Raw genomic sequence first — 23,645 nt, 5'->3', positions numbered from 1 at the left:
TCATGCCCAAGCCCCTCAGCGACTACAACCGCAAGCGTGATTTCGGCATTACCGGCGAACCCGCAGGCAACTCGCCCGCACGCAAGCGCAAAGCCTCGGCGCTGTCCTTCGTGATCCAGAAGCATGACGCACGCAACCTGCACTATGACTTTCGTCTGGAACTCGACGGCGTGCTGCTCAGTTGGGCCGTGCCCAAAGGGCCGAGCCTGGATCCCAGTCAGAAGCGTCTGGCCGTTCACGTCGAAGATCATCCCCTGAGCTACGGCGGCTTTGAAGGCAGCATTCCCGCCGGTCAATACGGCGCCGGTGACGTCATCGTGTGGGACCGTGGCATTTGGCAGCCCCATGACGAACCCCGCAAGGCCTACGCGGCCGGCAAGCTCAAATTCACCCTGGTAGGCGAGAAACTCTCCGGCGACTGGGCGCTGGTGCGTACCCGCTTGAAAGGCAGCGGCGACAAGGAACAATGGCTGCTGATCAAGGAAAAGGACCAGCAGGCGCGTGCGGCCGATGACTACGATATCGTCCAGGCCCAGCCGAACAGTGTGCTCAGCGATGCCTCGGTGGGTAAACCCAAGGCTCAGGCCAACGTCAGAAAAGCCGCCCTCCCCGAGCAATTCAATCCGCAATTGGCCACCCTGGTGGATCGCGCCCCCGAAGGTGATTGGCAATACGAGATCAAATTCGACGGCTACCGCATGCTCGCTCGCATTCACGAGGGTGAAGTGCGACTGTTTACCCGCAACGGACACGACTGGACCGACCGTCTGCCCCGCCAGGTCAAGGCCTTGCAGGCTCTGAAGCTCAAGGACAGTTGGCTGGATGGCGAGGTGGTCAGCCTCAATGGCGATGGCCTGCCGGACTTCCAGGCGCTGCAAAATGCGTTTGATATCGGCCGCAGTTTGGACATCGTTTACTACCTGTTCGACGCGCCCTTTCTCAATGGCCAGGACCAGCGCCAGACGCCGGTGGAGGATCGCCGCGCCGCCCTCAAAGTCGCGCTGGCCGCTAGCCGCAGCCAATTGCTGCGGTTTTCCGAGGCATTTACCGCGCATCATCGCGACATCTTTGAAAGCGCCTGCGACTTGGCCCTCGAAGGCGTGATCGGCAAGCGCCTGGGCAGTCCGTACGTATCCAGTCGCAATGCCGACTGGATCAAACTCAAATGCCGGTTGCGCCAGGAGTTTGTGATTGTCGGTTATACCCGCCCCCAAGGCTCACGCACGGGGTTTGGCGCGTTATTGCTGGCGGTAAATGATGAGACTGGCCTGGTGTACGCAGGCCGCGTAGGCACGGGTTTTGATCAAGCGTCGCTCAAGACTATTTATGCGCAACTCACACCGTTGGAGCGCAAGACATCGCCGCTTGAGAAACCGCTGACCAGCACCCAAGCACGTGGCGTGCATTGGGTAGCGCCCACGTTGGTCGGTGAGGTGCAGTTTGCCGAGTGGACACGCGAGGGCGTGGTCCGCCAAGCCGCGTTCGTCGGGCTGCGCACCGACAAACCCGCAGCGCAGATCGTGCATGAACAACCGCGAACGGCCAGATCCATGAAACCCGCCAAAAAGACCCGCGGTGAAGTCAACATCACCCATCCAGACCGTGTGATCGACAAACAAAGTGGTACACAAAAACAGCAACTGGCGCAGTTCTACGACAGCATCAGCCAGTGGATTCTGCCCTTTTTACGCCACCGGCCGGTGTCCCTGCTGAGAGCGCCGGAGGGTATCGAGGGCGAGCAATTCTTCCAGAAACACTCGGAGCGCCTGGCCATCCCCAACATCAAGCAACTGGAACAGGCACTTGATCCCGGCCATGCGCGGCTGATGGAAATCGACAGCGTCGGCGCCCTGATAGGCTCGGTGCAAATGGGCGGCGTAGAGTTTCATACCTGGGGCGCCACCTCGGACAAGATCGAAACCCCGGACCTGTTTGTGCTCGATCTCGACCCGGACCCGGCGTTGCCTTGGAAAACCATGCTCGAAGCCGCGCAAATGACCCTGTCGGTACTGGATGAGTTGGGGCTGCAAGCATTCGTCAAGACCAGCGGCGGCAAAGGCCTGCACCTGATCGTGCCGTTGGCGCGCCGAGACAATTGGGACACCGTAAAAGCGTTCGCCAAGGCCATCGCCCAGTTCATGACCGAGCAATTGCCGGAACGCTTTACCGCGACATCGGGGCCCAAGAACCGGGTCGGCAAGATCTTTATCGATTACCTGCGCAATGCACGGGGAGCCAGCACCGTAGCCGCGTATTCCGTGCGAGCACGGCCAGGCTTGCCGGTGTCGGTGCCGATCAGTCGTGAGGAGTTGAAGGGGTTACGCGGTGCGCAGCAATGGACAGTCGCCAATCTGCAGCAGCGCTTGGACGCTTTGAAAACGGATCCCTGGGCGGGGTATGCCAATCGACAGAAGATCAGCAAGAAGATGTGGGACAAACTGGGCGCCCATCCACCGAAGTGAAAGGCGCCCGCACAGCGAAACTCAGATCAGCAGAAAAATCGCCGCCAACCCAGCAAAGATCGCCCATTTTTCCAGGTAGTAGCGCGTACGATTGCGCTTTTTCAGCTCTTTACCACGCAGACGAATCTTGTACAGGCGCGTGAACGCGCGGTTGAGCCCACCGGTCTTGTCACCGTCATCGTTGGGCGAACCTGCAGCCGCCATCACGTTACGGCTGAACCAGCGGTTGAACGCAGCGGCCCAGCGGTACTTCATCGGGCGCTCGACGTCGCAGAACAGAATGATGCGGTTCTGCTGCGTGGTGTTTTCGGCGTAGTGGATGTAGGTCTCGTCAAACATCACCGGCTCACCGTCACGCCAGTAGTAGTTTTCGCCGTCCACGTTGATGTAGCAGCCGGGGTCATTCGGGGTATCCAGGCCCAGGTGATAGCGGTACGAACCGGCATACGGATCACGATGGCGTACCAGTTTGGAACCGGGTGGCAGTTCGGCGAACATCGCGGCCTTGATCGAACCGATGCTTTGTACCAACTCAGTGGTGCGCGGGCACAGCTTCATCGCTGACGGATGGCTGTCGCCATACCATTTCAGGTAGAAACGCTTCCAGCCGGACTTGAAGAACGAGTTGAAACCCACGTCGTTGTATTGGTCCGAGCGCTTGATCTCGCCGGCACGCATCAAGTTCTGCCCTTCCAGGCGGATTTCTTCCCAGTGTTCCTGGAGCGGGCTCAGGTCAGGGAAATCGCTGGCCGACAGATACGGCCGGCTGGGTAGCTTGGAGAAGAGGTAGAGAAAGCAGTTGATCGGCGCCAGGAAGGTCGAATGATCACTGAGCTGGCGGCCCAGCTTGTGCCGTACCCGGCCACGCAGGTGTACATACGCAATCGAGGCAACGTAGAGAACAACGATGATGAGTTTCAAGAGATTTCGTCACATGTCAGAAGAGAACAGGCTGCTCCTGCGTGCCCACAACGGCCGAGGTTGAATAGCAGCACCTGAAATCACGATTCACACAATCGGCTCGACCGGCTCAGTGACAACCCGGTTCGTGGCCCTTTGCTAGTTATTTAGCCACAGGTTGTAACTAAAAGTTAACTAGGAATTGTGAAAAGCTGTCTTGTGAATGTGATGCGCAATCAGCACTCAAATGATAAAAAGGCGCCGCTTTGGCGTCGCCATCGACGATTTATCCTTCAGCAGAATGGAATTTGTATGTCATCCCTTGCAGACCCGGACTTTCAAGCCCTCCAAGGTGCGTGGGAGCAGACGTCACTCGAAGACAGCGGCGTGCTCAACCCCATCGATGCCCACAGCGCGCCTGGCGCGATCACCACGATCAGCGGCGACTGCTTCGAAGTGAAGACTGTCAGCGGCGAGGTGTTGCTGGCAGGACGTTTTTTCCTGGACAGCAGCACCGTGCCAAAGAGCATTACCTGGATTGACTCCATGGGAGATGACGCAGGCAAACACTTGCCCGCCAGCTATCGCCTTGACGGTGATGAATTTGCATTCATTGCAGCCGACGAAGGTATGCCCAGGCCGACCATTTTCAGTACGGGCCCAGGGCAAACCATGCGCACGTTCCTGCGACGCCCCTGAAAAGTCCCTCAATCGGCACGTTTGGTGGCAGTCAACGTAAAACACATCGGCAATTGCGCAGGCTGCTGCTCGTACTGGTCGTACACCTCTTCACGGTTGGAATGCGGATACTCCTGCAGGTGGCTGATCTGCAACTGTGCGCAGATCGCGGCAGTGATCACGTCGCCCAACGTGTGCACGTACCAATAAGAAGTCGGCCCAGCAACCTCGCCCTGGCCTTCGTAGACAATTGACTCCTGCAGCACAAACGGCTCGCGCTGAAAGTAGGAACTGGCCGGCAGGAAAGGGTTCTGCGCCCGTGGATCAAACACCTCCAGGAACGGATGGGTTTCATACATCACCAAGGTGCCACCTGGCTTCAAGGTGCTGGCGACATGGCGCATGAATTGCCCCACATCCGGCATCCAGCCCAACACGCCAATGGTCACCAAAGCGATATCGAAGCGCGCCTGCAACTCTTGCGGCAACTGGTGGATATCACTTTCTATGAACTCAGGGTTGTGCGGTGAGACCTCGGCCAGTTCACGGGCCTGTTGCAGAAACGCACGGGATTGATCGACGCCCACCACTGAACGCGAGCCCAGGCCATACAGCGAAAGGCTTTCGCGGCCATTGTTGCAGCACAGTTGCACCACATCCTTACCGTCCACCCCCACTTCTTGCAGCACGCCGGTCAGCGTGGGGTCCAGGCAAGAAAAGTCAGCCGCGCCGACACTGTTGAGCAACGCGCTCCAGGTGTCAGTGGTTTTGTGCAAGTTGGCGGATTGGTCCCAGGCGTTCTTGTTGCTGGCAATCGCCTGTTGAGCTGAAGGCATGTCCATTGCTTCTCTAAGTATTCACGAAAGCGGGTGTCAGAAAATAAGCCAAGTGCCCTCGGATTAAAACCCGAGAAGCGCACGAAACTTAACGCAGGCTCTACAGGTCATTAACGCAATGCGTGTTCAGCCCTTGAACGCCATCTTCGAAGACCGCGCCGTGGCCAAACACTCCGATCTGCGCAACACCTTGTCCTTGGACAGCCTGAACTTCTTCCTGGCGGATGTGCGCGACGGCCTCGGCCCCTATCTGGCCATTTATTTGCTGGCCGTACACAAATGGGACCCGGCCAGCATCGGCGTGGTCATGACCCTGGCAGGCATCGCTGCCCTACTCACCCAAGGACCGGCGGGTGCACTGATCGACCGCACCCGCAGCAAGCGCGCGGTAGTCGCATTGGCCGCCATCGTGGTGACAGGCAGCTGCCTGCTGCTGCCCTTTGTCAGTTCCTTCAGCCTGGTGGCGTTGACCCAAGCCGCCAGCGCCGTCGCCGCGTCCGTGTTCGCACCGGCCATCAGCGCGATCTCCCTGGGCATCACCGGGCCACGCGCGTTCACCCGCCGTACCGGGCGCAACGAAACCTTCAACCACGCCGGCAATGCCGTGGCGGCGCTGTTGGCCGGTGGCTTGGCTTATCTGTTTGGACCGGTGGTGGTGTTCTACCTGATGGCGTTTATGGCGGTGGCCAGCGTCATCGCGATCAGTTGCGTGTCGGCCGAAGCGATTGACCATGAAGTCGCCCGGGGTTTTGACCCGGAGCATCACACCGACCACGAACAACCCTCTGGTATCCGCGTGTTGCTCGCCAACCGCCCACTGTTGCTGTTCGCCATCTGCTGCGCTCTGTTCCACCTGGCCAACGCCGCGATGCTGCCGCTGGTCAGCCAGAAACTCTCGCAGATCAACCTGCAGATGGCTACGCCGCTGACGTCGGCATGCATCGTCGCGGCGCAATTGGTGATGGTCCCGATGGCTTGGCTAGTCGGGCTCAAGGCCGACACCTGGGGACGCAAACCCTTGCTGATGGCTGGCTTCATGATCCTGCCGCTGCGTGGCGTGCTCTACACGCTGTCCAGCGATCCGTACTGGCTGGTGGCCGTGCAGATGCTCGACGGCATCGGCGCCGGGATCTTCGGTGCGCTATTCCCGGTGATCGTCAAGGACCTGACCCAGGGCACCGGACGTTTCAACGTCAGCCTGGGCGCCCTCTCCACCGTCTTCGGCCTGGGTGCGGCATTGAGCAGCAGCCTGGCCGGTTTCGTGGTGCAACAGGCCGGCTACAACGCGGCCTTCCTGACTCTGGCCGGCGTGGCGGCGCTGGCGTTGGCGCTGCTGTGGCTGGCGATGCCGGAGACCTTGGCGAAACCATCCTTCGCCGGACATACAACTGTCGCCTGACATATGCGACAATGCGCGCCAAATTCCAACACACATCCAAAATTTTCTGCTCAGCGACCGGGTTTCGCGCCTTGATGTCGCTGTTGACGCATGCCTGAAGGCTCCTGCCGCCACGCTCGCAACCCATTGATAGGTAAAGTAATTGATCTCCACAGCTAACATCACCATGCAGTTCGGCGCCAAGCCGCTCTTCGAGAACGTCTCGGTCAAGTTCGGCGCCGGCAACCGTTATGGTTTGATCGGTGCCAACGGTTGCGGCAAGTCGACCTTCATGAAAATCCTCGGCGGCGACCTCGATCCGTCCGGCGGCCAGGTCATGCTGGAGCCGAACGTACGCTTGGGTAAACTGCGCCAGGACCAGTTCGCCTACGAAGAATTCACCGTGCTCGACACCGTGATCATGGGTCACGAAGAGCTGTGGAAGGTCAAGGCCGAGCGCGACCGCATCTACTCGCTGCCGGAAATGAGCGAAGAAGACGGCATGGCCGTGGCCGAGCTGGAAACCGAGTTCGCCGAGATGGACGGCTACACCGCCGAATCCCGTGCCGGTGAGCTGCTGCTGGGCCTGGGTATCCCGTTGGAGCAACACTTCGGCCCGATGAGCGAAGTGTCCCCAGGCTGGAAACTTCGTGTATTGCTGGCCCAGGCGCTGTTCTCCGATCCTGAAGTGCTGTTGCTCGACGAACCGACCAACCACTTGGACATCAACACCATTCGCTGGCTGGAAAACATCCTGACCCAGCGTTCCAGCCTGATGATCATCATCTCTCACGACCGTCACTTCCTGAACAGCGTGTGCACCCACATGGCTGACCTGGACTACGGCGAGCTGCGCCTGTTCCCGGGCAACTACGACGAGTACATGACCGTAGCGACCCAGTCCCGCGAGCAACTGCTGTCGGACAACGCCAAGAAGAAGGCGCAGATCTCCGAACTGCAATCCTTCGTCAGCCGCTTCTCGGCCAACGCCTCGAAAGCCAAGCAGGCCACTTCCCGTGCCAAGGCGATCGACAAGATCCAGTTGGCCGAAGTCAAGCCATCGAGCCGCGTGAGCCCGTTCATCCGTTTCGAGCAGAACAAAAAGCTGCACCGTCAGGCAGTCATGGTCGAAAAAATGGCCAAAGGCTTCGACGGCAAGCCGCTGTTCAAAGACTTCAGCTTCCAGGTTGAAGCCGGCGAGCGCGTGGCGATCATCGGCCCGAACGGTATCGGCAAGACCACCCTGCTGCGTACCCTGGTCAACGAGTTGACCCCGGACGCCGGCAGCATCAAGTGGACCGACGCTGCAGAACTGGGCTACTACGCCCAGGACCATGCCCACGACTTCGAAGACGACGTGACCCTATTCGACTGGATGGGCCAGTGGACCCAAGGCGAGCAAATGATCCGTGGCACCCTGGGTCGCATGCTGTTCTCCAACGACGAGATCCAGAAGTCGGTGAAGGTGATTTCCGGTGGTGAGCAAGGCCGCATGCTGTTCGGCAAGCTGATCCTGCAAAAGCCGAACGTGCTGATCATGGACGAACCGACCAACCACTTGGACATGGAGTCCATCGAGGCGCTGAACCTGGCGCTGGAGAACTACCCGGGCACGCTGATCTTCGTCAGCCACGACCGTGAGTTCGTATCGTCCCTGGCCACCCGCATCATCGAGCTGAGCGCCACAGGCGTGATCGACTTCAGCGGCACCTATGATGATTACCTGCGTAGCCAAGGCGTGGTGTTCTAAAACCCCCCTCCAATAGCTGTGGTGAGCGGGCTTGCCCCGCGCTGGGGCGCGAAGCGGCCCTAAAAAAGAACACCGCGTTCTGTCCGACAGAACGCGGTGTTTTCTATTGGGGCCGCTTCGCAGCCCAGCGCGGGGCAAGCCCGCTCACCACAGCAAGCCCGCTCCCCACAACGCGCCTGTTCATCAGACAAAGTAGTTAGCCTGCTTTCTTTTCCCTTGGGCCCTTGCCATGATGCCCTCACCGCCCGCCCGCGAACGAGTGCCCATGCCTGCCGCCACCCCCAGCTCCCTGTCGATCACCTTGCAGATCGTCTCCATCGTCTTCTATACCTTCATCGCGTTTATCTGCATCGGCCTACCGATCGCAGTGATTCCGGGCTATGTGCATGAGCAACTGGGTTTCAGCGCCGTAGTGGCCGGGGTCACGATCGGTTCGCAATACCTGGCGACCTTGCTCAGCCGACCCATGGCCGGGCGCATGTCGGACAACGTCGGCACCAAGCGCGCGATTGTGTGGGGGTTGGCGGGGATTCTAGTCAGCGGCGTGCTGACGTTCTTCGCGACATTGCTACAGAGCATGCCCACCTTGAGCCTGGGCATTCTGATCGTCGGCCGACTGTTGCTGGGCGTGGCCCAAGGGCTGATCGGCGTGGGCACCATCAGTTGGTGCATGGGCGCGGTAGGTGCCGAACACACGGCGCGCTCGATCTCCTGGAACGGCATCGCGTCCTACGGCGCCATCGCCATTGGTGCGCCGCTCGGCGTGGTGATGGTGGCTGAATACAGCTACAACAGCCTCGGCATTGCGCTGGCCGTATTGTCCGCGCTCGGCCTGGTACTGATCCGCAATAAACCCTCAGTGCCGGTAGTGCGCGGTGAGCGTTTACCGTTCTGGGCGGTGTTCGGGCGTATCGCGCCCTTTGGCGCCAGCCTGTGTCTGGCCTCCATTGGCTACGGCACCCTCACCACCTTTATTACGCTGTACTACCTCAATCGCGGCTGGGCCGGTGCGGCGTACTGCCTGACAGTGTTTGGCGTGTGCTTTATCCTGTCGCGGCTGGTGTTTATCTCTGCCATCAGCCGGTTTGGCGGCTTTCGTGCCGCAATCGCCTGCATGACCATCGAGACCCTTGGCCTGACGCTGCTATGGCTGGCGCCATCGACGGGCGTGGCGTTGATTGGCGCAGGGCTGACCGGTTTTGGCTTGTCGCTGGTGTACCCGGCGCTCGGCGTAGAAGCCATCAAGCAGGTGCCCAATAGCAGCCGTGGTGCAGGCCTGAGTGCTTACGCGGTGTTCTTTGATTTGGCCCTGGCGATTGCAGGACCGTTGATGGGCGCCGTGGCACTGAACCTCGGCTATGGTTGGATCTTCTTCTGCGCCGCGCTGTTGTCGGTGACTGCCTTGGGCGTGACCGTTCTGCTCAAGCGTCGCGCTTACTGATCTGCCGTCTGCATCCCGGCGCGGGTGGATTGGCCGAGTGTGTGGCTGAAAAATCGTCCCGCCTCGGAAATCAGGTCACGGTGAATACCTTCGCGGTCGACACCATCGGCATCGGTGCAAATCGCGGGCATGGCCGCCAACTGATCGCTGTCACACGGCGCCATGAACACGAAGTGCCCTGCCCCGGCCAATAGCTTGAAGTCCGGCGGTTCCGGCAGTTTGCGCGCCAGCGCCGCAGCGTTCTTGTCCACGGCCACCAGCTTGTCGCCGTCGCCGCTGTAGAGCAGCACCGGCACATGCACGTCGGCCAGGGTGTGACGGCCGAACATCAGGCTCAACGGAGCCATCAACATCAACGCATGAATACGCGGATCGGATTGCGGTTGCAGGTCGTCGCGGTCCACCACCAGTTCGCCTTTGGTGGTGCAGGCGTCACGGTCTTCCGGGCGTTCCTGGCAGTAGCGGCGCAGGCGGTCGAAGTCCGGCTTGGCACCCGCCAGGATCAACGCAGTTTCGCCGCCTGCTGAATAACCGATCACGCCCACCTGATCGACATTGACGAACGGCGATAGCATCGGGTCGCCCAAGGTGGCGGTGATCGCTTCGGAAATCTGGATCGGCCGGCCATACAGGTTACTCACCGTGCCCAGGCGGCTGTGGTCTTTGTAGTTGTCGCCAGGATGCAGCACTGCCACCACCACAAAGCCTTTGCGCGCCAGCGAGGTGGCCAGGTCGTGCAAGGCCAGCGGCGTGCCGGTGTTGCCGTGGGACAGCATCAGCATCGGGAAACGGCCGATGGCAATCTTGGAATCTTCCGTGGCGGCGACGCGATAGGCGCCCAGCGGTGTGCTGTGCTCAAGCCCGGTGGAGGGATAGAAGGCGATGGCCTTCATCGGCTGCAAATCCAGCGGATCAAGGAAGGTCATGCGATGGAAGCCCACACTCCAATGCGGGTGCGGCGCAGGTGCGGCGTGCACTGAAACCAGGCCACCGAGCAAGGAAAGAACCATAACAGCACAAAGACGCATCATGAGGATGTCCACCTTTGCTGCATAAAGACCGGCATGTCGGGTTGAAAAGTCCATGGTTCAAGGCGCTCGACCGGGTGATAAACCCATGCGTGCATAACCTGGGCCAAAGTAATGACAGCGGGTAAACGAAAAAACTCCGTAGTCCGATCGTTTTGAGGCGATCAGAATACAGAGTTTAGACGTCCTGTTTCAGAATGAAACGGGGAACGGCACGGTTTTACCTAAGCTTTACGCAGCCGCGAACAATTGTTCGTTGATGAGTGCGTTGGCGTCGCTCAGGGACTTGCTGCGGAACTCGTCGCCATACGCCAGGCCGTGGGCGCGGACGAACTCGATGTCGGTGATGCCGAGGAAGCCCAGCAGCACTTTCAGATAATCTTCATGGGCCACGCCGGTCGCTTGGCCGGCGTGCAGGCCGCCGGACGTCGACACAACGATGACTTTCTTGTTGCCGCACAGGCCTTCGGGGCCGGCTTCGGAGTAACGGAACGTCTGGCCGGCGACGGCAATGCGGTCGATCCAGGCCTTCAGTTGAGTCGGGATGGTGAAGTTGTACATAGGGGCGGCGATGACCACCGCGTCGGCGGCGAGGAATTCAGCCAGGGTCTTGGCGCTGAGCTCAGCTTCATGTTGCTGCGCAGCGCTACGCTGATCAGCCGGAGTGCCCAGGGCGCCCAGGGTCGCGCCGGAGAAGTGGTTGAAGCCTTCGGCGGCCACGTCACGGTAGGTCACTTCCACGCCCGGCTCAGCCGCTTGCCAAGCCTTGACCACACCAGCGCTGAGCTGACGGGACGCCGAGTTGTCGCCGAGGATGCTGGAATCGATATGCAACAGTTTCATGGGGAATCTCCAGTTAGGATCGTCAGTGCCGATCAGATGGAGGTGATACTACGTATGAAACCAATAGCCGATAAGACATCTGAAATGCGATAGTTCGTCCCACTGACAGGACAATAGGCCGCCCCATGCAAGACCTCAACGACCTCTACTATTTCGCCAAAGTGGTGGAAGCCGGTGGCTTCGCCGCCGCCGGCCGGCTACTGGGGATTCCCAAGTCACGGCTGTCGCGGCGCATCGCCGAACTGGAAGAACGCCTCGGCGCGCGGCTACTGCAACGCACTACCCGTCAACTCACCCTCACCGCCGTCGGGGAGCGCTACCTGCGCCATTGCCAGGCCATGCTGCTGGAAGCGGAAATGGCCGATGAGGCGGTCGCCAGCATGTCCAGCGAGCCCCGTGGACGGCTGCGTGTCAGTTGCCCGGTGGGCATGGCCCAGCACATCCTGCCGGAATTGGTGGCTGGGTTTCTGGCGGCTCATCCCCAGGTGCAATTGGAGATGACCCTGGTCAACCGCCGTGTCGATTTGGTCGCTGAAGGCATCGATGTCGCCCTGCGGGTGCGCGAGTTGGGTGATGAGGACCCGTTGCTGGTGACCAAGCGCCTGCGCCAGGCGCAGACCGTGCTGGTGGCCAGCCCTGTGCTCATGCACGGCCGTCAGGTGACCACCCTTGAGGATCTCAAGCAGTTACCGATCCTGGGGGCACTGGAGGCGGATCGCCTGGTGCATCAACGCATCCTCGACCCCCAGGGCAACACCCACGACCTGGCGATGGAAGCACGGCTGGGTATCGACGATTTCATCGTGCGCAAGGCCAGCGCCATCATGGGTCTGGGTTTTACCGTACTGCCGATGATGTATTGCGAAGAGGAATTGGCCAGCGGCCGGTTGGTGCAACTGCTGCCGGAGTGGTCCTTGCCCGGCGGCTGGTTACAGGCGGTGTACCCGCATCGTCGTGGCGTGTTGCCAGCCATTCGTGCCTGGATCGATTATCTGGAAGAAGGTTTCAAAGGTTGCGGAGACCGCCTGCTATGAAGATGACCGAAGAACAAGTCGCCGCGTTCTGCCTAAGCCTGCCCGGCGCACGGGAGGACTATAAATGGGGCGGTGTGCGCGTATTTTCGATTGCGGGCAACAAGATGTTTGCCCTGCAGAACCTGCGGGGAGAGTCGTTGGCGTTCAAGGTCGACAAGGAGTTGTTCCTCGGCCATGTGGACCGCCCAGGCATTCACCCGGCGCCGTACCTGGCGCGGGCGCAGTGGGTCATTATGAATACGCCCTATCCGTTGGGTGCTGAGGAGTTGCGTGGGTTGTTGCGACGTTCCCACCAGCTTGTCGTCAGCAAGTTGCCCAAGCGTACGCAGGTCGGGTTGCGCCTGGACGCATAGATGTTTGGATGCGGCGCTGTGCCTGTGGGTAAGGGGCCTGACAGGCGATCGCTTTCCAACTGTTGCACAGCGGTCAAAATGTGGGAGCGGGCTTGCCCGCGTCGGTATGTCCGTAATCCGACAGGGATTTGGGCCAGCGTGTTTAACGGGGCGCCTAAGATCAAAAGCAAGATCAAGAGCCGCTCGCTCCGCATTGTGGTTAGCAATGGTTGCTACGGAGTTGTGCGGATACCTACGCCAACTAGAGGAATGACCATAGAGTGCCCCCCAGGACCAACTGATCCAGCCAGAACACCTCATGCAGCAACACAATCACCCAAAACAGCACCTGGTAAGACACCTTGCGCGTCTTGTGCCGAAACACCTGCTGGGCAATCAACGCCCCCGGCCAGCCGCCCGCCAGTTCCACGGCGTGCAGGATATTTTCCGGGGTGCGCCAACTGTCGGTGCGCGCCTTGCGCTTGTCGCTCCAGTAAAGGAAGAACGCGATCACGCTGACCACGCCATAAGCCGCCAGCGGAATCACAGTCTCGCCGCGCTGCCACACCAGCACCGAGCCCAGCAACGGCGCTGCGCACAGCAGCACGAAGATCGCCGCCTTCAGGCGGGGGTGCTGGATCATCATGCCTTGGCGGCCGCCCAGTCGATCCAACCGAACTGCCAGGTCGCCAGGATCAGCAAACCGAACGCAATGCGGTACCACGCAAACACCGCGTAGCTGTGGCTGGCAATGAATTTGAGCAAGCCCTTCACTGCGATCATCGCGAAGATGAACGAGGTCACAAAGCCAATGGCGAACACCGGCAAGTCCGCAGGCTGGAACAGGTCACGGTACTTGTAGCCCGAATACACCGCCGCACCGACCATGGTCGGCATGGCCAGGAAAAACGAGAACTCGGTGGCGGTCTTGCGCGACAGCCCAAATAGCAAGCCACCAATGATGGTCGAGCCGGAACGCGAAGTCCCTGGGATCATCGCCAGGCACTGGGTCATGCCAACCTTGAGCGCGTCTTTCCAAGTGATGTCATCGACGGTTTCGGCATGCACTTCATGCTCGCGGCGCTCGGCCCACAACATGATGACGCCACCCACCACCAACGCCGTGGCTACGGTGATCGGGTTGAACAGGTAGTGGTGAATCAGGTCGGCAAAAATCACCCCCAGCACCACCGCCGGCAGGAAGGCGATCAGCAGGTTGACGGTAAACCGCTGGGCCTTGCGCTGGGTCGGCAGGCCGCTGACCACTTCGAAAATCTTGCCGCGAAACTCCCATACCACCGCCAGGATCGCGCCCAGCTGGATAATGATGTTGAACGCATTGAAGCGATCGCCGGTAAAGTCGAGCAAGTCGGCGACGATAATCTGGTGGCCGGTGCTGGAAATGGGCAGGAACTCGGTCAGCCCCTCCACAACGCCAAGAATCAAAGCCTGTATGGCGGTCCAAAAATCCATGCTTCCCCCAAAGGTCTTGCGCTATGGCAAGCCTCGTTAATCTTTTTAATGGTTCACTGACGACAAGACGCGGTGTTGAGTTTCAACCCCGACCTGCAAAAATCTTGTGAAAAATCAGACAGTACTCAGGTTTTCCGAATACAGGCCGAAAGCCTATCAGACAAGGCGGAAAAGTCGATGCAGCACCCACAATTATAAAAGCACGGAGTGACAGGACGATGAACAGTTTGCGCAATATGTCGATCAGCCGGCGCCTGTGGCTGATCCTGATAGTCGCCGTGCTGATGCTGCTGGCCTTGGGTTTGCTGATGCTCAAGCAGATTCATGACGACCTGTACCAGGCCAAGAGCCAGCAGACCCAGCACGTGGTCCAGACCGCCAGTGGGATCCTGACGTTTTATCATGGCCTCGAAACCACGGGCGTGATGACCCGTGAAGCCGCCCAGAAGCAAGCCTTGAGCGCCGTGCGTGGCTTGCGTTACGACCATGACGACTATTTCTGGATCAATGACCTCACGCCCGTGATGATCATGCACCCGGCCAACCCCAAGCTCGACGGCCAGAACCTCTCGGCCATCCGCGACCCTGACGGGTTTGCCGTGTTCAACGAGTTCGTGATCCTCGCCAAGGCCAAGGGCGCCGGCATCGTCAACTATCGTTGGCCAAAACCGGGCGCTGAAGCGCCGGTGGCCAAGACCTCGTATATCCAACTGTTCGAACCGTGGGGCTGGATCATCGGCTCCGGTGTGTACGTCGACGATGTGCAGGCCGAGTTCAGCGGCCAGGTCTGGAAAGCCTCGTTCATCGGCCTGGGGATCGCACTGGTGATGGCACTGCTGGTATCACTGATCGCCCGCAGTATTGTGCGGCCGTTGCAGGACGCGGTGAACGCCATGGGTAACATCGCCAGCGGCGAAAGCGACCTGACCCGCAGCCTCGATACCCACGGTCAGGACGAAGTCACCCAACTGTCCCGGCATTTCAACAGCTTCACCGCCAAGCTGCGCCAGGTGGTGAGCCAATTGCAGGTGTGCGCCAATGCACTGGGCCAGTCTTCCCAAGAACTGGGCAGCAACGCGACCCAGGCCCATGACCGCAGCCAGCAACAATCCCAGCAGATGGAACTGGTGGCCACCGCCATCAACGAAGTCACCTACGGCGTGCAGGACGTGGCCAAGAACGCCGAACACGCCGCCAGCGAAATGCGCGACGCCCAGGCTCAGGCGCAGCAAGGCCAAGTGAATATCGACGGCAGCCTGCAGCAGATTGACCAGCTCTCTAGCACCATCAGCCAGGCAGTGGAAGTGATTCGCACCCTGTCTGCGGAAAGTACCCAGATCGGCAGCGTGCTTGAAGTGATCCGCTCGATTGCCGACCAGACCAACCTGCTGGCCCTCAACGCCGCGATTGAAGCAGCCCGCGCCGGTGAACAAGGACGTGGCTTCGCCGTGGTGGCCGATGAAGTGCGGCTTTTGGCCCAGCGCACGCAAAAATCCACTGCCGAAATCCAGGTCATGATCGAACGCCTGCAAGGCCACTCGGAAGCCGCGGTCAAGGTGATCAGCGACAGTCACAGCGCCTCGCAACTGACCATCGAACAAGCCGGCCAGGCCGGGGCCAGCCTGACCGCCATCGGCCAGGCGCTGCGCAACCTCAACGGCCTCAATGCCTCGATTGCCAGCGCCACCCTGCAACAGGCCCACGTGGTGGAGGACATCAACCAGAACGTCACCCAAGCCGCGGGCTTGTCCCACAGCACGGCGTTGGCGGCAGAACAGTCGAGTGTGGCGAGTGTGCATCTGCGTGGCCTGAGCGAACAACTCGACGGCCTGCTGCGCCAATTCAAGGTCTGACCCTGTGGTGGGCGGGCTTGTGGTGGCAAGGCTTGTTATGGTCTGTGGTGAGCGGGCTTGCCCCGCGCTGGGCTGCGGAGCGGCCCCAATAAATACGCCGCATTTTGGCTGACAGACTGCGGCGACTGGTTTTAGGGCTGCTCCGCAGCCCAGCGCGGGGCAAGCCCGCTCACCACAACCACAGCAGTTAATTCCTACGCCAATCTTCTTTGGTTACAATCACCGCCCTCTTGCACTCTCCCAAGGAACCACCATGTCCGGGCTTGAACTGTTCGCCGCCGCCCTCGGGGTGATTGCCGTGTGGCTGACCGTCAAGCAAAACCCCTGGTGCTGGCCCATCGGCCTGGTGATGGTGTTGCTCTACACTTGGGTGTTTTTCGACGTGAAACTCTATTCCGACATGCTGTTGCAGGTGGTCTATGCCGCCTTGCAAGTCTACGGCTGGTGGCAGTGGACACGTGCCGGCGAGGTCAAGCAAGGGCGCCAGGTCAGCAGCCTCGGCGTGCCCGCGATCATGGCCAGCCTGGCGGTGGGCGCAGTTGGCAGCCTGTTGCTCGGCGCCGCTATGGCGCACTGGACGGATGCCGCCCAGCCCTGGCTCGACGCCGCCCTCACCGGCTTCAGCCTGGTGGCGCAGATGTGGATGGCGCAGAAACGCGTGCAGTGCTGGCCACTGTGGATCGCCGTGGATGTGATTTTCGTCGGACTGTTCCTCTATAAAGGTCTCTACCTCACCGCCGCGCTCTACGCGCTGTTCACCGTGATTGCCGTGCAAGGCTGGCGCGAATGGCGCGCCGACCCGGCGTTGCACGCATGAAGGTGGTGGTACTGGCGGGCCCCGAATCCAGCGGGAAAAGCTGGCTGGCGGCGGAACTGCAGGCGCATTTCGGCGGGTTGATGGTGGGTGAATACGTGCGTTATTTCATCGATCACCACCAACGCGACACCACCCTGGCCGACATCCCGGCCATCGCCCGTGGCCAACTGGCCTGGGAAGATGCCGCCCGCGCCCAGCGGCCAGAACTGTTGATCCTCGATACCCATCTGTTGACCAACAAGCTCTGGAGCCAGACCCTGTTCGGCGACTACCCGACCTGGCTCGACAGCGAACTGCTGGCCCGTCATTACGACCTGCACCTGTTGTTGTCACCGGATGATGTGGAGTGGACGGCCGACGGCCAGCGCTGCCAGCCGCAACTGGCGGATCGCCAGACGTTTTTCCAGCAAAGCCTCGCGTGGATGCAGCAGCATCTGCAGGCAGTCGTGGTGATCAAGGGGAATTGGGAAGAACGCCGAGTCGCGGCCTTCAAGTCCGTAGAAGAATTATTGTAGTGAGCGGGCTTGTCCCGCGCTGGGGGGCGAAGCCGCCCTAAAACCAAACACCGCGTTCTGACTGGCAGACCGCGGTGTTTTTATTGGGGCCGCTACGCAACCCAACGCGGGACAAGCCCGCTCACTACAGCGGTGCTCAGTAGCCCAGGGACAGACCCGTGTTGCGACGCGGGTCATTCGCGCCGTAGAAGCGGTTTTTACCGACAGGCTTGCCATCCAGGGACGGCGCACCGACCAGGATCGCCGCCAGGTGGTTGGCATCCTGAGGCCCGGCAAACTTGTGGCCCCAGCTTTCAAGGATCTTCTGGGTGTCCGGGCTCACCGCAAAGGTTTCGAGGTTGGTGGTTTCCGGCATCCATTGCTGGTGGAAACGCGGCGCATCCACGGCTTCCTGGATGTTCATCTTGTAGTCGATGACATTCAGGATGGTCAGCAAGGTCGCGGTAATGATGCGACTGCCACCCGGCGTACCGACCACCATCAAGGCCTTGCCGTCCTTGGTCACGATGGTCGGGCTCATCGACGACAGCGGCGCCTTGCCTGGAGCGATGGCGTTGGCTTCACCCTGGACCAGGCCGTACATGTTCGGCACGCCGACCTTGACGGTGAAGTCGTCCATTTCATCGTTAAGGATCACCCCGGTCTTGCTCGCCATCACGCCCGCACCGAACCAGTCGTTGAGGGTGTAGGTGACCGAGACCGCGTTGCCCCACTTATCGACGATGGAATAGTGGGTGGTGTTATTGCCTTCATGGGGCGACACGCCCGGCTTGATCGCCTGGGAGTCACCGGCTTTTTGCGGTTCGATGGCGTCGCGCAGTTTCGCCGCGTAGTTTTTGTCCAGCAGGTGCTCGATCGGGTTCTTCACGAAGTCCGGGTCGCCGAGGTAGCTGTTGCGGTCCACGTAGGCGTGGCGCATGGCTTCAATCTGGTAGTGCAGGCCCTGGGCCGAGTGATAGCCGAGGTCGGCCATCGGGTAACCTTCGAGGATATTCATGATCTGGCAGATCACTACGCCGCCGGAGCTTGGAGGCGGTGCCGAGACCACGTGGTAGCCACGGTAGTCGCACTCGATGGGCGCCAGTTCGCGGGTTTTGTACTTGTCGAGGTCAGCCTGGGTGATGATACCTTTGCCGGCCTGGCTGGAATCGACCAGGGCCTTGGCCACCCAGCCTTTATAGAAGCCGTCGCTGCCCTTGGCCGAAATTTCCTTGAGGGTTTTGGCCAGGTCTTTCTGCACCAGCTTCTGGCCGACCTGCATCGGCTGGCCGTTGTGCAAGAAGATCCCGCGCATGTCCTTGTCTTTTTCGAACTCGCCGGTGGCGGTGTGCAACAGGTCGATATCGCCCTGCTCCAGCTCGAAGCCGTTCTCCGCCAGTTTGATCGCCGGGGCGATGACTTGGGCGCGCTTGAGGGTCCCGTATTTGCTCAGGGCCAGTTCCATGCCCGAGACGGTGCCGGGCACACCAACGGCCAGGTGGCCCTTGGCGCTGAGGCCCTCAATGACATTGCCGTCTTTGTCCAGGTACATGTTGGCGGTGGCCGCCAGCGGGGCTTTCTCGCGGAAGTCGAGGAAGGTCTTGCGCCCGTCCGCCAGTTGCACGGTCATAAAGCCACCGCCGCCCAGGTTACCCGCCGCCGGGTACACCACGGCCAGTGCGTAGCCCACGGCCACCGCCGCATCGACCGCATTGCCGCCGGCCTTGAGCACATCCACGCCGACATGAGTTGCCAAATGCTGAGCCGTCACCACCATGCCATTTTCACCGGCCACCGGGGCCTGCGAAGCGGCGTGTACACCACTGACCGTCAACACCAGGGCGGTGGCAATCAGGGTACGGCTGAAGGGTTGGTATTTCATCCATGGCTACTCTAGTTATTGAGACGCACCAAAATAGCCCTTCGCGAATTTAATCCCCAGCGCAATGGCGTTTTTATTACAGAACTTGTCGGTCATAGAACGGACGCGAAAAAGCCCATGCTATATTTCGCGCCCAGACTGTCTTGCAAGGCCCCTTTGACATGGCGATCAAGAAGACCGGCATCCGCGCCCAACAGGCCGACCAGACCCGCGCGCGCATCCTCCAGGCGGCGGTCAAGGTGTTCACCCGCGACGGTTATTCCGGCGGGCGCGTCGACACCATCTCGAAGGAAGCCGACTCCAACGACCGCATGCTTTATTACTATTTCGGCAGCAAGGAACACCTGTTCGTCTGCGTGCTGGAGCACATCTACGAGCAATTCAACAAAGCCGAAAGCAAGCTCAAGCTGAACCTCGACGCACCGGAGCAGGCCCTGCGTGACTTGGTGGCGTTTATCTGGAACTACTACGTCAAGCACCCGGAATTCGTAGCGATCCTGAGCATCGAGAACCTGCATCAGGGCAAACATGCCCAGCAGTCTGGCGAGATGCGCAGGTTGTCGGGGGAAGCCGTGGGCGTGCTTAAGCCGATCATCGAAGCCGGCCAGGCCCAGGGCGTGTTTCGCCAGGATGTGGACCTCAAGCACGTGTACTTGATGATTGCTTCGCTGTGCTACTTCTATAACTCCAACCGGCACACGCTGAGTTCGTTTCTTGGGGAAGACCTGTCGGACAAGGGGCAGCAGCAGGATTGGCTGTGGTTTATCAGTGATTTGGTGGTGCGTGGGGTCACCCCACCCTCCGACAGCAACGCAGCCTCTCTGTAGGAGCCCGGCTTGCCGGCGATGGGGCCGTCAAACTTAACGCCCGATCAAAGGACGCCATCGCCGGCAAGCCAAGCTCCTACAAGGTTAATGCGTACCGGGGTTGGCGCGCAGGTGGGCAACCTTCTGTTCCAGACCCTTCCACTGTGGCGCATTCGGCGCGAACTTGCCGCGCAGGTACGCCGCCAAATCCGCCACCTGGCTATTCGACAAACTGTCCTTGAACCCCGGCATATACCCCAGATCCTTGGTCGCCGGCGTGCTGATACCTTGCAAAATTACTTTGATCAAATTATCCGGCTGATCACTGTGCACATTGGTATTGGTTGCCAACGACGGGCTTACCCCAAACAATTTCGGCCCCAGGCCGTCGGCATGGCAGGCCTTGCATGATCCCTCGAACACCCGCCGGCCATTGGGATTTGGAACGGTAGCGGCAGCGGCCACCTGGGCCTCGGCCGCCGCTTCGCTGTTAAGTGACGCCAGGTACACCGCCATCGCACGAATGTCCGCCTTGGGCAATTTCGCCAACTCACTCACCACCGGCCCCATCGGGCCTGCGGCCACCCCGTGGGCATCGGAATAGCCGGTGCTCAGGTAAGTAAACAATTGGTCTTCGGTCCACGGCGTCGGCGCCTTCGACAGCCCCGTCAACGCCGGCGCCTCCCAGCCATCGACCCTGCCGCCCGCCAGGAACGCCTTACCGCCCTTCTCCGCCCCCATCAGGTTGCGCGGTGAATGGCACGCGGCGCAGTGGCCCAGGCCGTTGACCAGATAATTACCGCGATTCCATTGCTCACCGCGTTCAGGCTGCGGCGTGATTTCACCACGCCGCAAATTCAGGGCATTCCAGCCCGCCATCAACGGTCGCAGATTGAACGGAAAGCGCATCGCATTCGGCGTCGGCGCCCGGCTCACCGGGGCCTGGGACATCAAATAGGCATACAGTGCCTGCATGTCCGCGTCATTGATATTGCGAAACGCCGTATAGGGAAACGCCGGATACAGATTGCGCCCGTCACGACCAATGCCGTCCCGCATCGCCCGCTCGAACGCCGGGTAGGACCAGGCGCCGATGCCCGTCTGCACATCCGGCGTGATATTGCTGCTGTACAGCGTGCCGAACGGCGTCTGCATCGCCAGCCCACCGGCATTGGTCGCGCCACCGGGGGCCGTGTGGCACACCGCGCAGTCGCCCACCGCCGCCAACAACCGCCCGCGCTCCAAGGTGGCCTTGGACCAAGTGCCGGCGCTGGGGGGTGCAATTGGCGCGATTTCACTGTGGAACGGCCAGGCCGTCGCCAGCAACGCACCCAACGTGGCGAACAGTGCACCAAACCACCACTTGCGGCGTTTCTCCGGCGACTTGGCAGGCTCGCCCAAGCTGCCCGCGTTCAATGCCGCCAGCACCCGCTCCGGGGTGATCGGCAGTTCGCGAAAGCGGATGCCGGTGGCGTCATAGATCGCATTGGCAATCGCCGCCGCACTGGGTACCGACGCCGACTCACCGGCACCCATGGGTGGCTGGTCCTGGCGCGGCATCATCATCACGTCGATCTTTGGCACTTCGGGGAAGGTCAGGATCGGATAACCGCCCCACTCCTTGCTCGCCACCGTCGACTCTTCAAAGGTCACCCGCTCCTTCAACACACGGCTGGTGGACTGGATCACATTGCCGTGGATCTGGTGCTGCACCCCGGCCGGGTTGATCATCATCCCCGAGTCATGCCCGATCACCACGCGGGTCACCGACACATCGCCGGTCTGTTTGTCGATGGCCACATCCGCTACCCACGCCGCCCAGGCCGCACCGAAACCAGGGAATTTGCTATGGATATAGCGCGCATAGGCGAAGCCACGGCCACGCAACAGGTGATCCTCGTTCGCGGTTTGCATCGGCGCCGTGCGCGGCACCCAGTTGGCGCGTTCGGCGGTGGATTTCACCAGGTCAATGGCGCGCTCGTCCTTGAGGTAACGCAGCCGGTATTCCACCGGGTCGACGCCGGCGGCGAAAGCCAGTTCGTCGATGTAGGACTCGTGGGCAAAGGTGTTAGGCAAGGCCGACACGCCGCGCATCCACGAGGCGCGCACGATGGGCGCCATGTCGTTGATGGTCACGCGAAGGTTGTCGATGTCATAGGGCGGGATCGAGGTGCGGTCGCCCATCTCGAACATCGCCGCCACCGGCTCGACGCGGCCGGTCAGCAACAGCGCCAGGGTCGGCGCGCCATTGGAGGGGTAGCTGGTTTCAAAGTCGTAGGCGGCGATGCTGCCATCGGCGTTGAGGCCGCCGTCGACATCCATCAGTTGCGCCGTGCCCTTTGGCTCCCACAGGTGTTCCTGCTCGCGGGTCAATTGCACGCGAACCGGCTTGCCCACCGCACGGGACAGCAGCAAGGCATCGGCGCAGACGTCATCCGCGCAATTGCGCCCATAACAACCGGCGGCCTCCATGCGTATCACATCGATCAGCGCTTCATCGCACTCCAGCAGCCATGCCAGGTCGGCCCTCAGCAGGTGCGGATTCTGGCTGCCTGACCACACCCGGCTGCCGGCTGGCGAATAATCCGCCACGCCGCAGGAGGGACCGATCGAACCGTGCATCTGGTACGGCCAGAGATAACTGCGCGGCATGCGCTGGCTGGCGCCTGCCAGGGCTTCGTCGACTTTGCCCTGGTCAAGCACGGTGCGGCGTACGCGGGGATTGTCGCGGATCGCCTGTTCGACATTGCTCATGTCCGGTAACGCGTGGTGCCAGGGTTTCCAGTGCACCTGCAACTCGCTGGCAGCCTTGACGGCCTGCTCTTCACGCAGCGCCACCACGCCGACAAAATCCCGGATCACCACCACCGCAACGATACCGGGGATATGCGCGATAGACGCTTCATCCACACTCAACAAGCTGTTGCCGACAAAGTCGCCGCAATCAAGCCCTGCATACGGCGGGCGAATCACCCGGCCATGCAGCATGCCCGGCACGCGCATGTCATGCACATACGTCAGCTCGCCAGTGGCTTTGCCGGGGATGTCCACCCGAGCGGCGCCCTTGCCCACCAGGCGATAGTCCTCGATGGCCTTCAGTGGTGCATCACCGCTGATGCGCAGTTGGTCATGCTGGCCGCTGACCAGTTCGGCATATGTCGTGGAGCGCCCATCTGCCGCGTAAATGACGCCGGCGTCGACCTTCAGACTGGCCGTGCTCACACCCAGGCGCCCCGCCGCCCGCGCCAACAGGAACCGCCGCGCTTCGGCTGCGGCATTACGCAGGGGCACTGCGGATATTTGCAAAGTTGCGCTGGCGATGGTCGCCCCTTGGTTGGGCACACGCTCGGTGTCGCCGAGCACCATCTTCACCTGCTCCATCGCCAGGTCGAGCTCTTCGGCGACGATCTGCGCCAACGACGTGCGAATGCCGGTGCCCAGGTCCACATGGCCATTGAACGCGTACACCAGACCATCATCGTTTACCGCAATAAACAGCCCAAGTTCCTTGGGTTTCACAGTGGGCGAGCCGCCCTTGGCCACCGGCCCCGAAGGCGGCAACACATCATCGACGATCAACAAAACGCCAGCCTTGGCCAGCCACTGGTCACGGGTAAGGGGGGTGTCGGTCATGGTCA

Annotated in this window: 19 protein-coding genes; 11 read left to right on the top strand and 8 right to left on the bottom strand. The window is 60.9% G+C overall.

The features are described from left to right. Positions 1-2: 2 nt before the first annotated feature. Positions 3-2,462, top strand: coding sequence for a DNA ligase D (gene ligD / locus RB216_RS13305; protein WP_122685190.1), 2,460 nt, complete (start codon positions 3-5; stop codon positions 2,460-2,462). A 21-nt stretch (positions 2,463-2,483) separates the two neighbouring features. On the opposite strand, the gene lpxO is transcribed toward ligD, so the two are convergent. After that, positions 2,484-3,383, bottom strand: coding sequence for a lipid A hydroxylase LpxO (gene lpxO / locus RB216_RS13300; protein WP_028616047.1), 900 nt, complete (start codon positions 3,381-3,383; stop codon positions 2,484-2,486). A 291-nt stretch (positions 3,384-3,674) separates the two neighbouring features. Here lpxO and RB216_RS13295 point away from each other — a divergent pair, with 291 nt between their 5' ends. Continuing rightward, positions 3,675-4,061 (top strand): TIGR03067 domain-containing protein, encoded by a 387-nt coding sequence (locus RB216_RS13295; RefSeq protein WP_122685195.1) that lies wholly within the window; start codon positions 3,675-3,677, stop codon positions 4,059-4,061. A gap of 8 nt (positions 4,062-4,069) precedes the next feature. On the opposite strand, the gene RB216_RS13290 is transcribed toward RB216_RS13295, so the two are convergent. Further along, the gene (locus tag RB216_RS13290) at positions 4,070-4,882 is read right to left on the bottom strand and encodes a class I SAM-dependent methyltransferase (protein ID WP_308908807.1); all 813 of its coding nucleotides are present in this window, start codon (positions 4,880-4,882) and stop codon (positions 4,070-4,072) included. A gap of 154 nt (positions 4,883-5,036) precedes the next feature. Here RB216_RS13290 and RB216_RS13285 point away from each other — a divergent pair, with 154 nt between their 5' ends. The 3 genes from RB216_RS13285 to RB216_RS13275 all read left to right on the top strand — a co-directional run bounded on the left by RB216_RS13285 (position 5,037) and on the right by RB216_RS13275 (position 9,445). Beyond that, complete coding sequence (locus tag RB216_RS13285; RefSeq protein WP_028616044.1) at positions 5,037-6,275, top strand: MFS transporter; 1,239 nt, start codon at positions 5,037-5,039, stop codon at positions 6,273-6,275. A gap of 142 nt (positions 6,276-6,417) precedes the next feature. Further along, entirely contained in the window at positions 6,418-8,004 is a 1,587-nt protein-coding gene (locus tag RB216_RS13280) for an ABC-F family ATPase (RefSeq protein WP_028616043.1), read from the top strand. Between the two features lie 265 nt (positions 8,005-8,269). Beyond that, on the top strand, positions 8,270-9,445 hold the full coding sequence (locus RB216_RS13275; protein ID WP_122685200.1) for an MFS transporter: 1,176 nt from the start codon (positions 8,270-8,272) through the stop codon (positions 9,443-9,445). On the opposite strand, the gene RB216_RS13270 is transcribed toward RB216_RS13275, so the two are convergent. Together RB216_RS13270 and RB216_RS13265 are read right to left on the bottom strand one after the other, a co-directional pair. After that, positions 9,439-10,476 carry an alpha/beta hydrolase family protein gene (locus tag RB216_RS13270; RefSeq protein ID WP_028616041.1) on the bottom strand — a complete coding sequence of 346 codons (1,038 nt, stop codon included), beginning with the start codon at positions 10,474-10,476 and terminating at the stop codon, positions 9,439-9,441. The genes RB216_RS13275 and RB216_RS13270 overlap by 7 nt on opposite strands. Before the next feature lie 228 nt (positions 10,477-10,704). Further along, complete coding sequence (locus RB216_RS13265) at positions 10,705-11,316, bottom strand: FMN-dependent NADH-azoreductase (protein ID WP_028616040.1); 612 nt, start codon at positions 11,314-11,316, stop codon at positions 10,705-10,707. 125 nt (positions 11,317-11,441) lie between these two features. On the opposite strand from RB216_RS13265, the gene RB216_RS13260 reads away from it, so the two are divergent. Both RB216_RS13260 and RB216_RS13255 read left to right on the top strand, forming a co-directional pair. Beyond that, positions 11,442-12,350 (top strand): LysR substrate-binding domain-containing protein, encoded by a 909-nt coding sequence (locus RB216_RS13260; RefSeq protein WP_028616039.1) that lies wholly within the window; start codon positions 11,442-11,444, stop codon positions 12,348-12,350. Next, positions 12,347-12,703 carry an MmcQ/YjbR family DNA-binding protein gene (locus tag RB216_RS13255; protein ID WP_028616038.1) on the top strand — a complete coding sequence of 119 codons (357 nt, stop codon included), beginning with the start codon at positions 12,347-12,349 and terminating at the stop codon, positions 12,701-12,703. Before RB216_RS13260 ends, RB216_RS13255 begins: the two co-directional genes overlap by 4 nt. Positions 12,704-12,944: 241 nt before the next feature. Here the strand turns inward: RB216_RS13255 and RB216_RS13250 are convergent, their stop codons facing one another. Both RB216_RS13250 and RB216_RS13245 read right to left on the bottom strand, forming a co-directional pair. After that, positions 12,945-13,328: a DUF1294 domain-containing protein gene (locus RB216_RS13250; RefSeq protein ID WP_028616037.1), complete on the bottom strand. Its 384-nt coding sequence runs from the start codon at positions 13,326-13,328 to the stop codon at positions 12,945-12,947. Further along, positions 13,325-14,155, bottom strand: coding sequence for an undecaprenyl-diphosphate phosphatase (locus RB216_RS13245; protein ID WP_028616036.1), 831 nt, complete (start codon positions 14,153-14,155; stop codon positions 13,325-13,327). The genes RB216_RS13250 and RB216_RS13245 overlap by 4 nt, the downstream gene beginning before the upstream one ends. Positions 14,156-14,373: 218 nt before the next feature. On the opposite strand from RB216_RS13245, the gene RB216_RS13240 reads away from it, so the two are divergent. The 3 genes from RB216_RS13240 to RB216_RS13230 all read left to right on the top strand — a co-directional run bounded on the left by RB216_RS13240 (position 14,374) and on the right by RB216_RS13230 (position 17,340). Beyond that, a complete protein-coding gene (locus RB216_RS13240) occupies positions 14,374-16,008 on the top strand; it encodes a methyl-accepting chemotaxis protein (RefSeq protein WP_305385120.1) in 1,635 nt (544 codons plus the stop codon). Between the two features lie 253 nt (positions 16,009-16,261). After that, complete coding sequence (gene pnuC, locus RB216_RS13235) at positions 16,262-16,825, top strand: nicotinamide riboside transporter PnuC (protein ID WP_016977988.1); 564 nt, start codon at positions 16,262-16,264, stop codon at positions 16,823-16,825. Further along, on the top strand, positions 16,822-17,340 hold the full coding sequence (locus tag RB216_RS13230) for an AAA family ATPase (RefSeq protein ID WP_028616034.1): 519 nt from the start codon (positions 16,822-16,824) through the stop codon (positions 17,338-17,340). Before pnuC ends, RB216_RS13230 begins: the two co-directional genes overlap by 4 nt. Before the next feature lie 136 nt (positions 17,341-17,476). On the opposite strand, the gene ggt is transcribed toward RB216_RS13230, so the two are convergent. Beyond that, positions 17,477-19,201 (bottom strand): gamma-glutamyltransferase, encoded by a 1,725-nt coding sequence (gene ggt, locus RB216_RS13225; RefSeq protein ID WP_308908806.1) that lies wholly within the window; start codon positions 19,199-19,201, stop codon positions 17,477-17,479. 161 nt (positions 19,202-19,362) lie between these two features. Between ggt and RB216_RS13220 the strand changes: the two genes are divergently transcribed. Next, positions 19,363-20,028 carry a TetR/AcrR family transcriptional regulator gene (locus RB216_RS13220; RefSeq protein ID WP_308908805.1) on the top strand — a complete coding sequence of 222 codons (666 nt, stop codon included), beginning with the start codon at positions 19,363-19,365 and terminating at the stop codon, positions 20,026-20,028. Positions 20,029-20,112: 84 nt separating this feature from the next. On the opposite strand, the gene RB216_RS13215 is transcribed toward RB216_RS13220, so the two are convergent. Beyond that, positions 20,113-23,640, bottom strand: coding sequence for a molybdopterin cofactor-binding domain-containing protein (locus tag RB216_RS13215; RefSeq protein ID WP_308908804.1), 3,528 nt, complete (start codon positions 23,638-23,640; stop codon positions 20,113-20,115). Between the last annotated feature and the right edge of the window lie 5 nt (positions 23,641-23,645).

The organism is Pseudomonas canadensis (assembly GCF_030980095.1).
In the GTDB taxonomy this organism is placed as follows: Bacteria; Pseudomonadota; Gammaproteobacteria; order Pseudomonadales; family Pseudomonadaceae; genus Aquipseudomonas; species Aquipseudomonas canadensis.
This window is presented reverse-complemented; position numbering and strand designations above follow the sequence as displayed.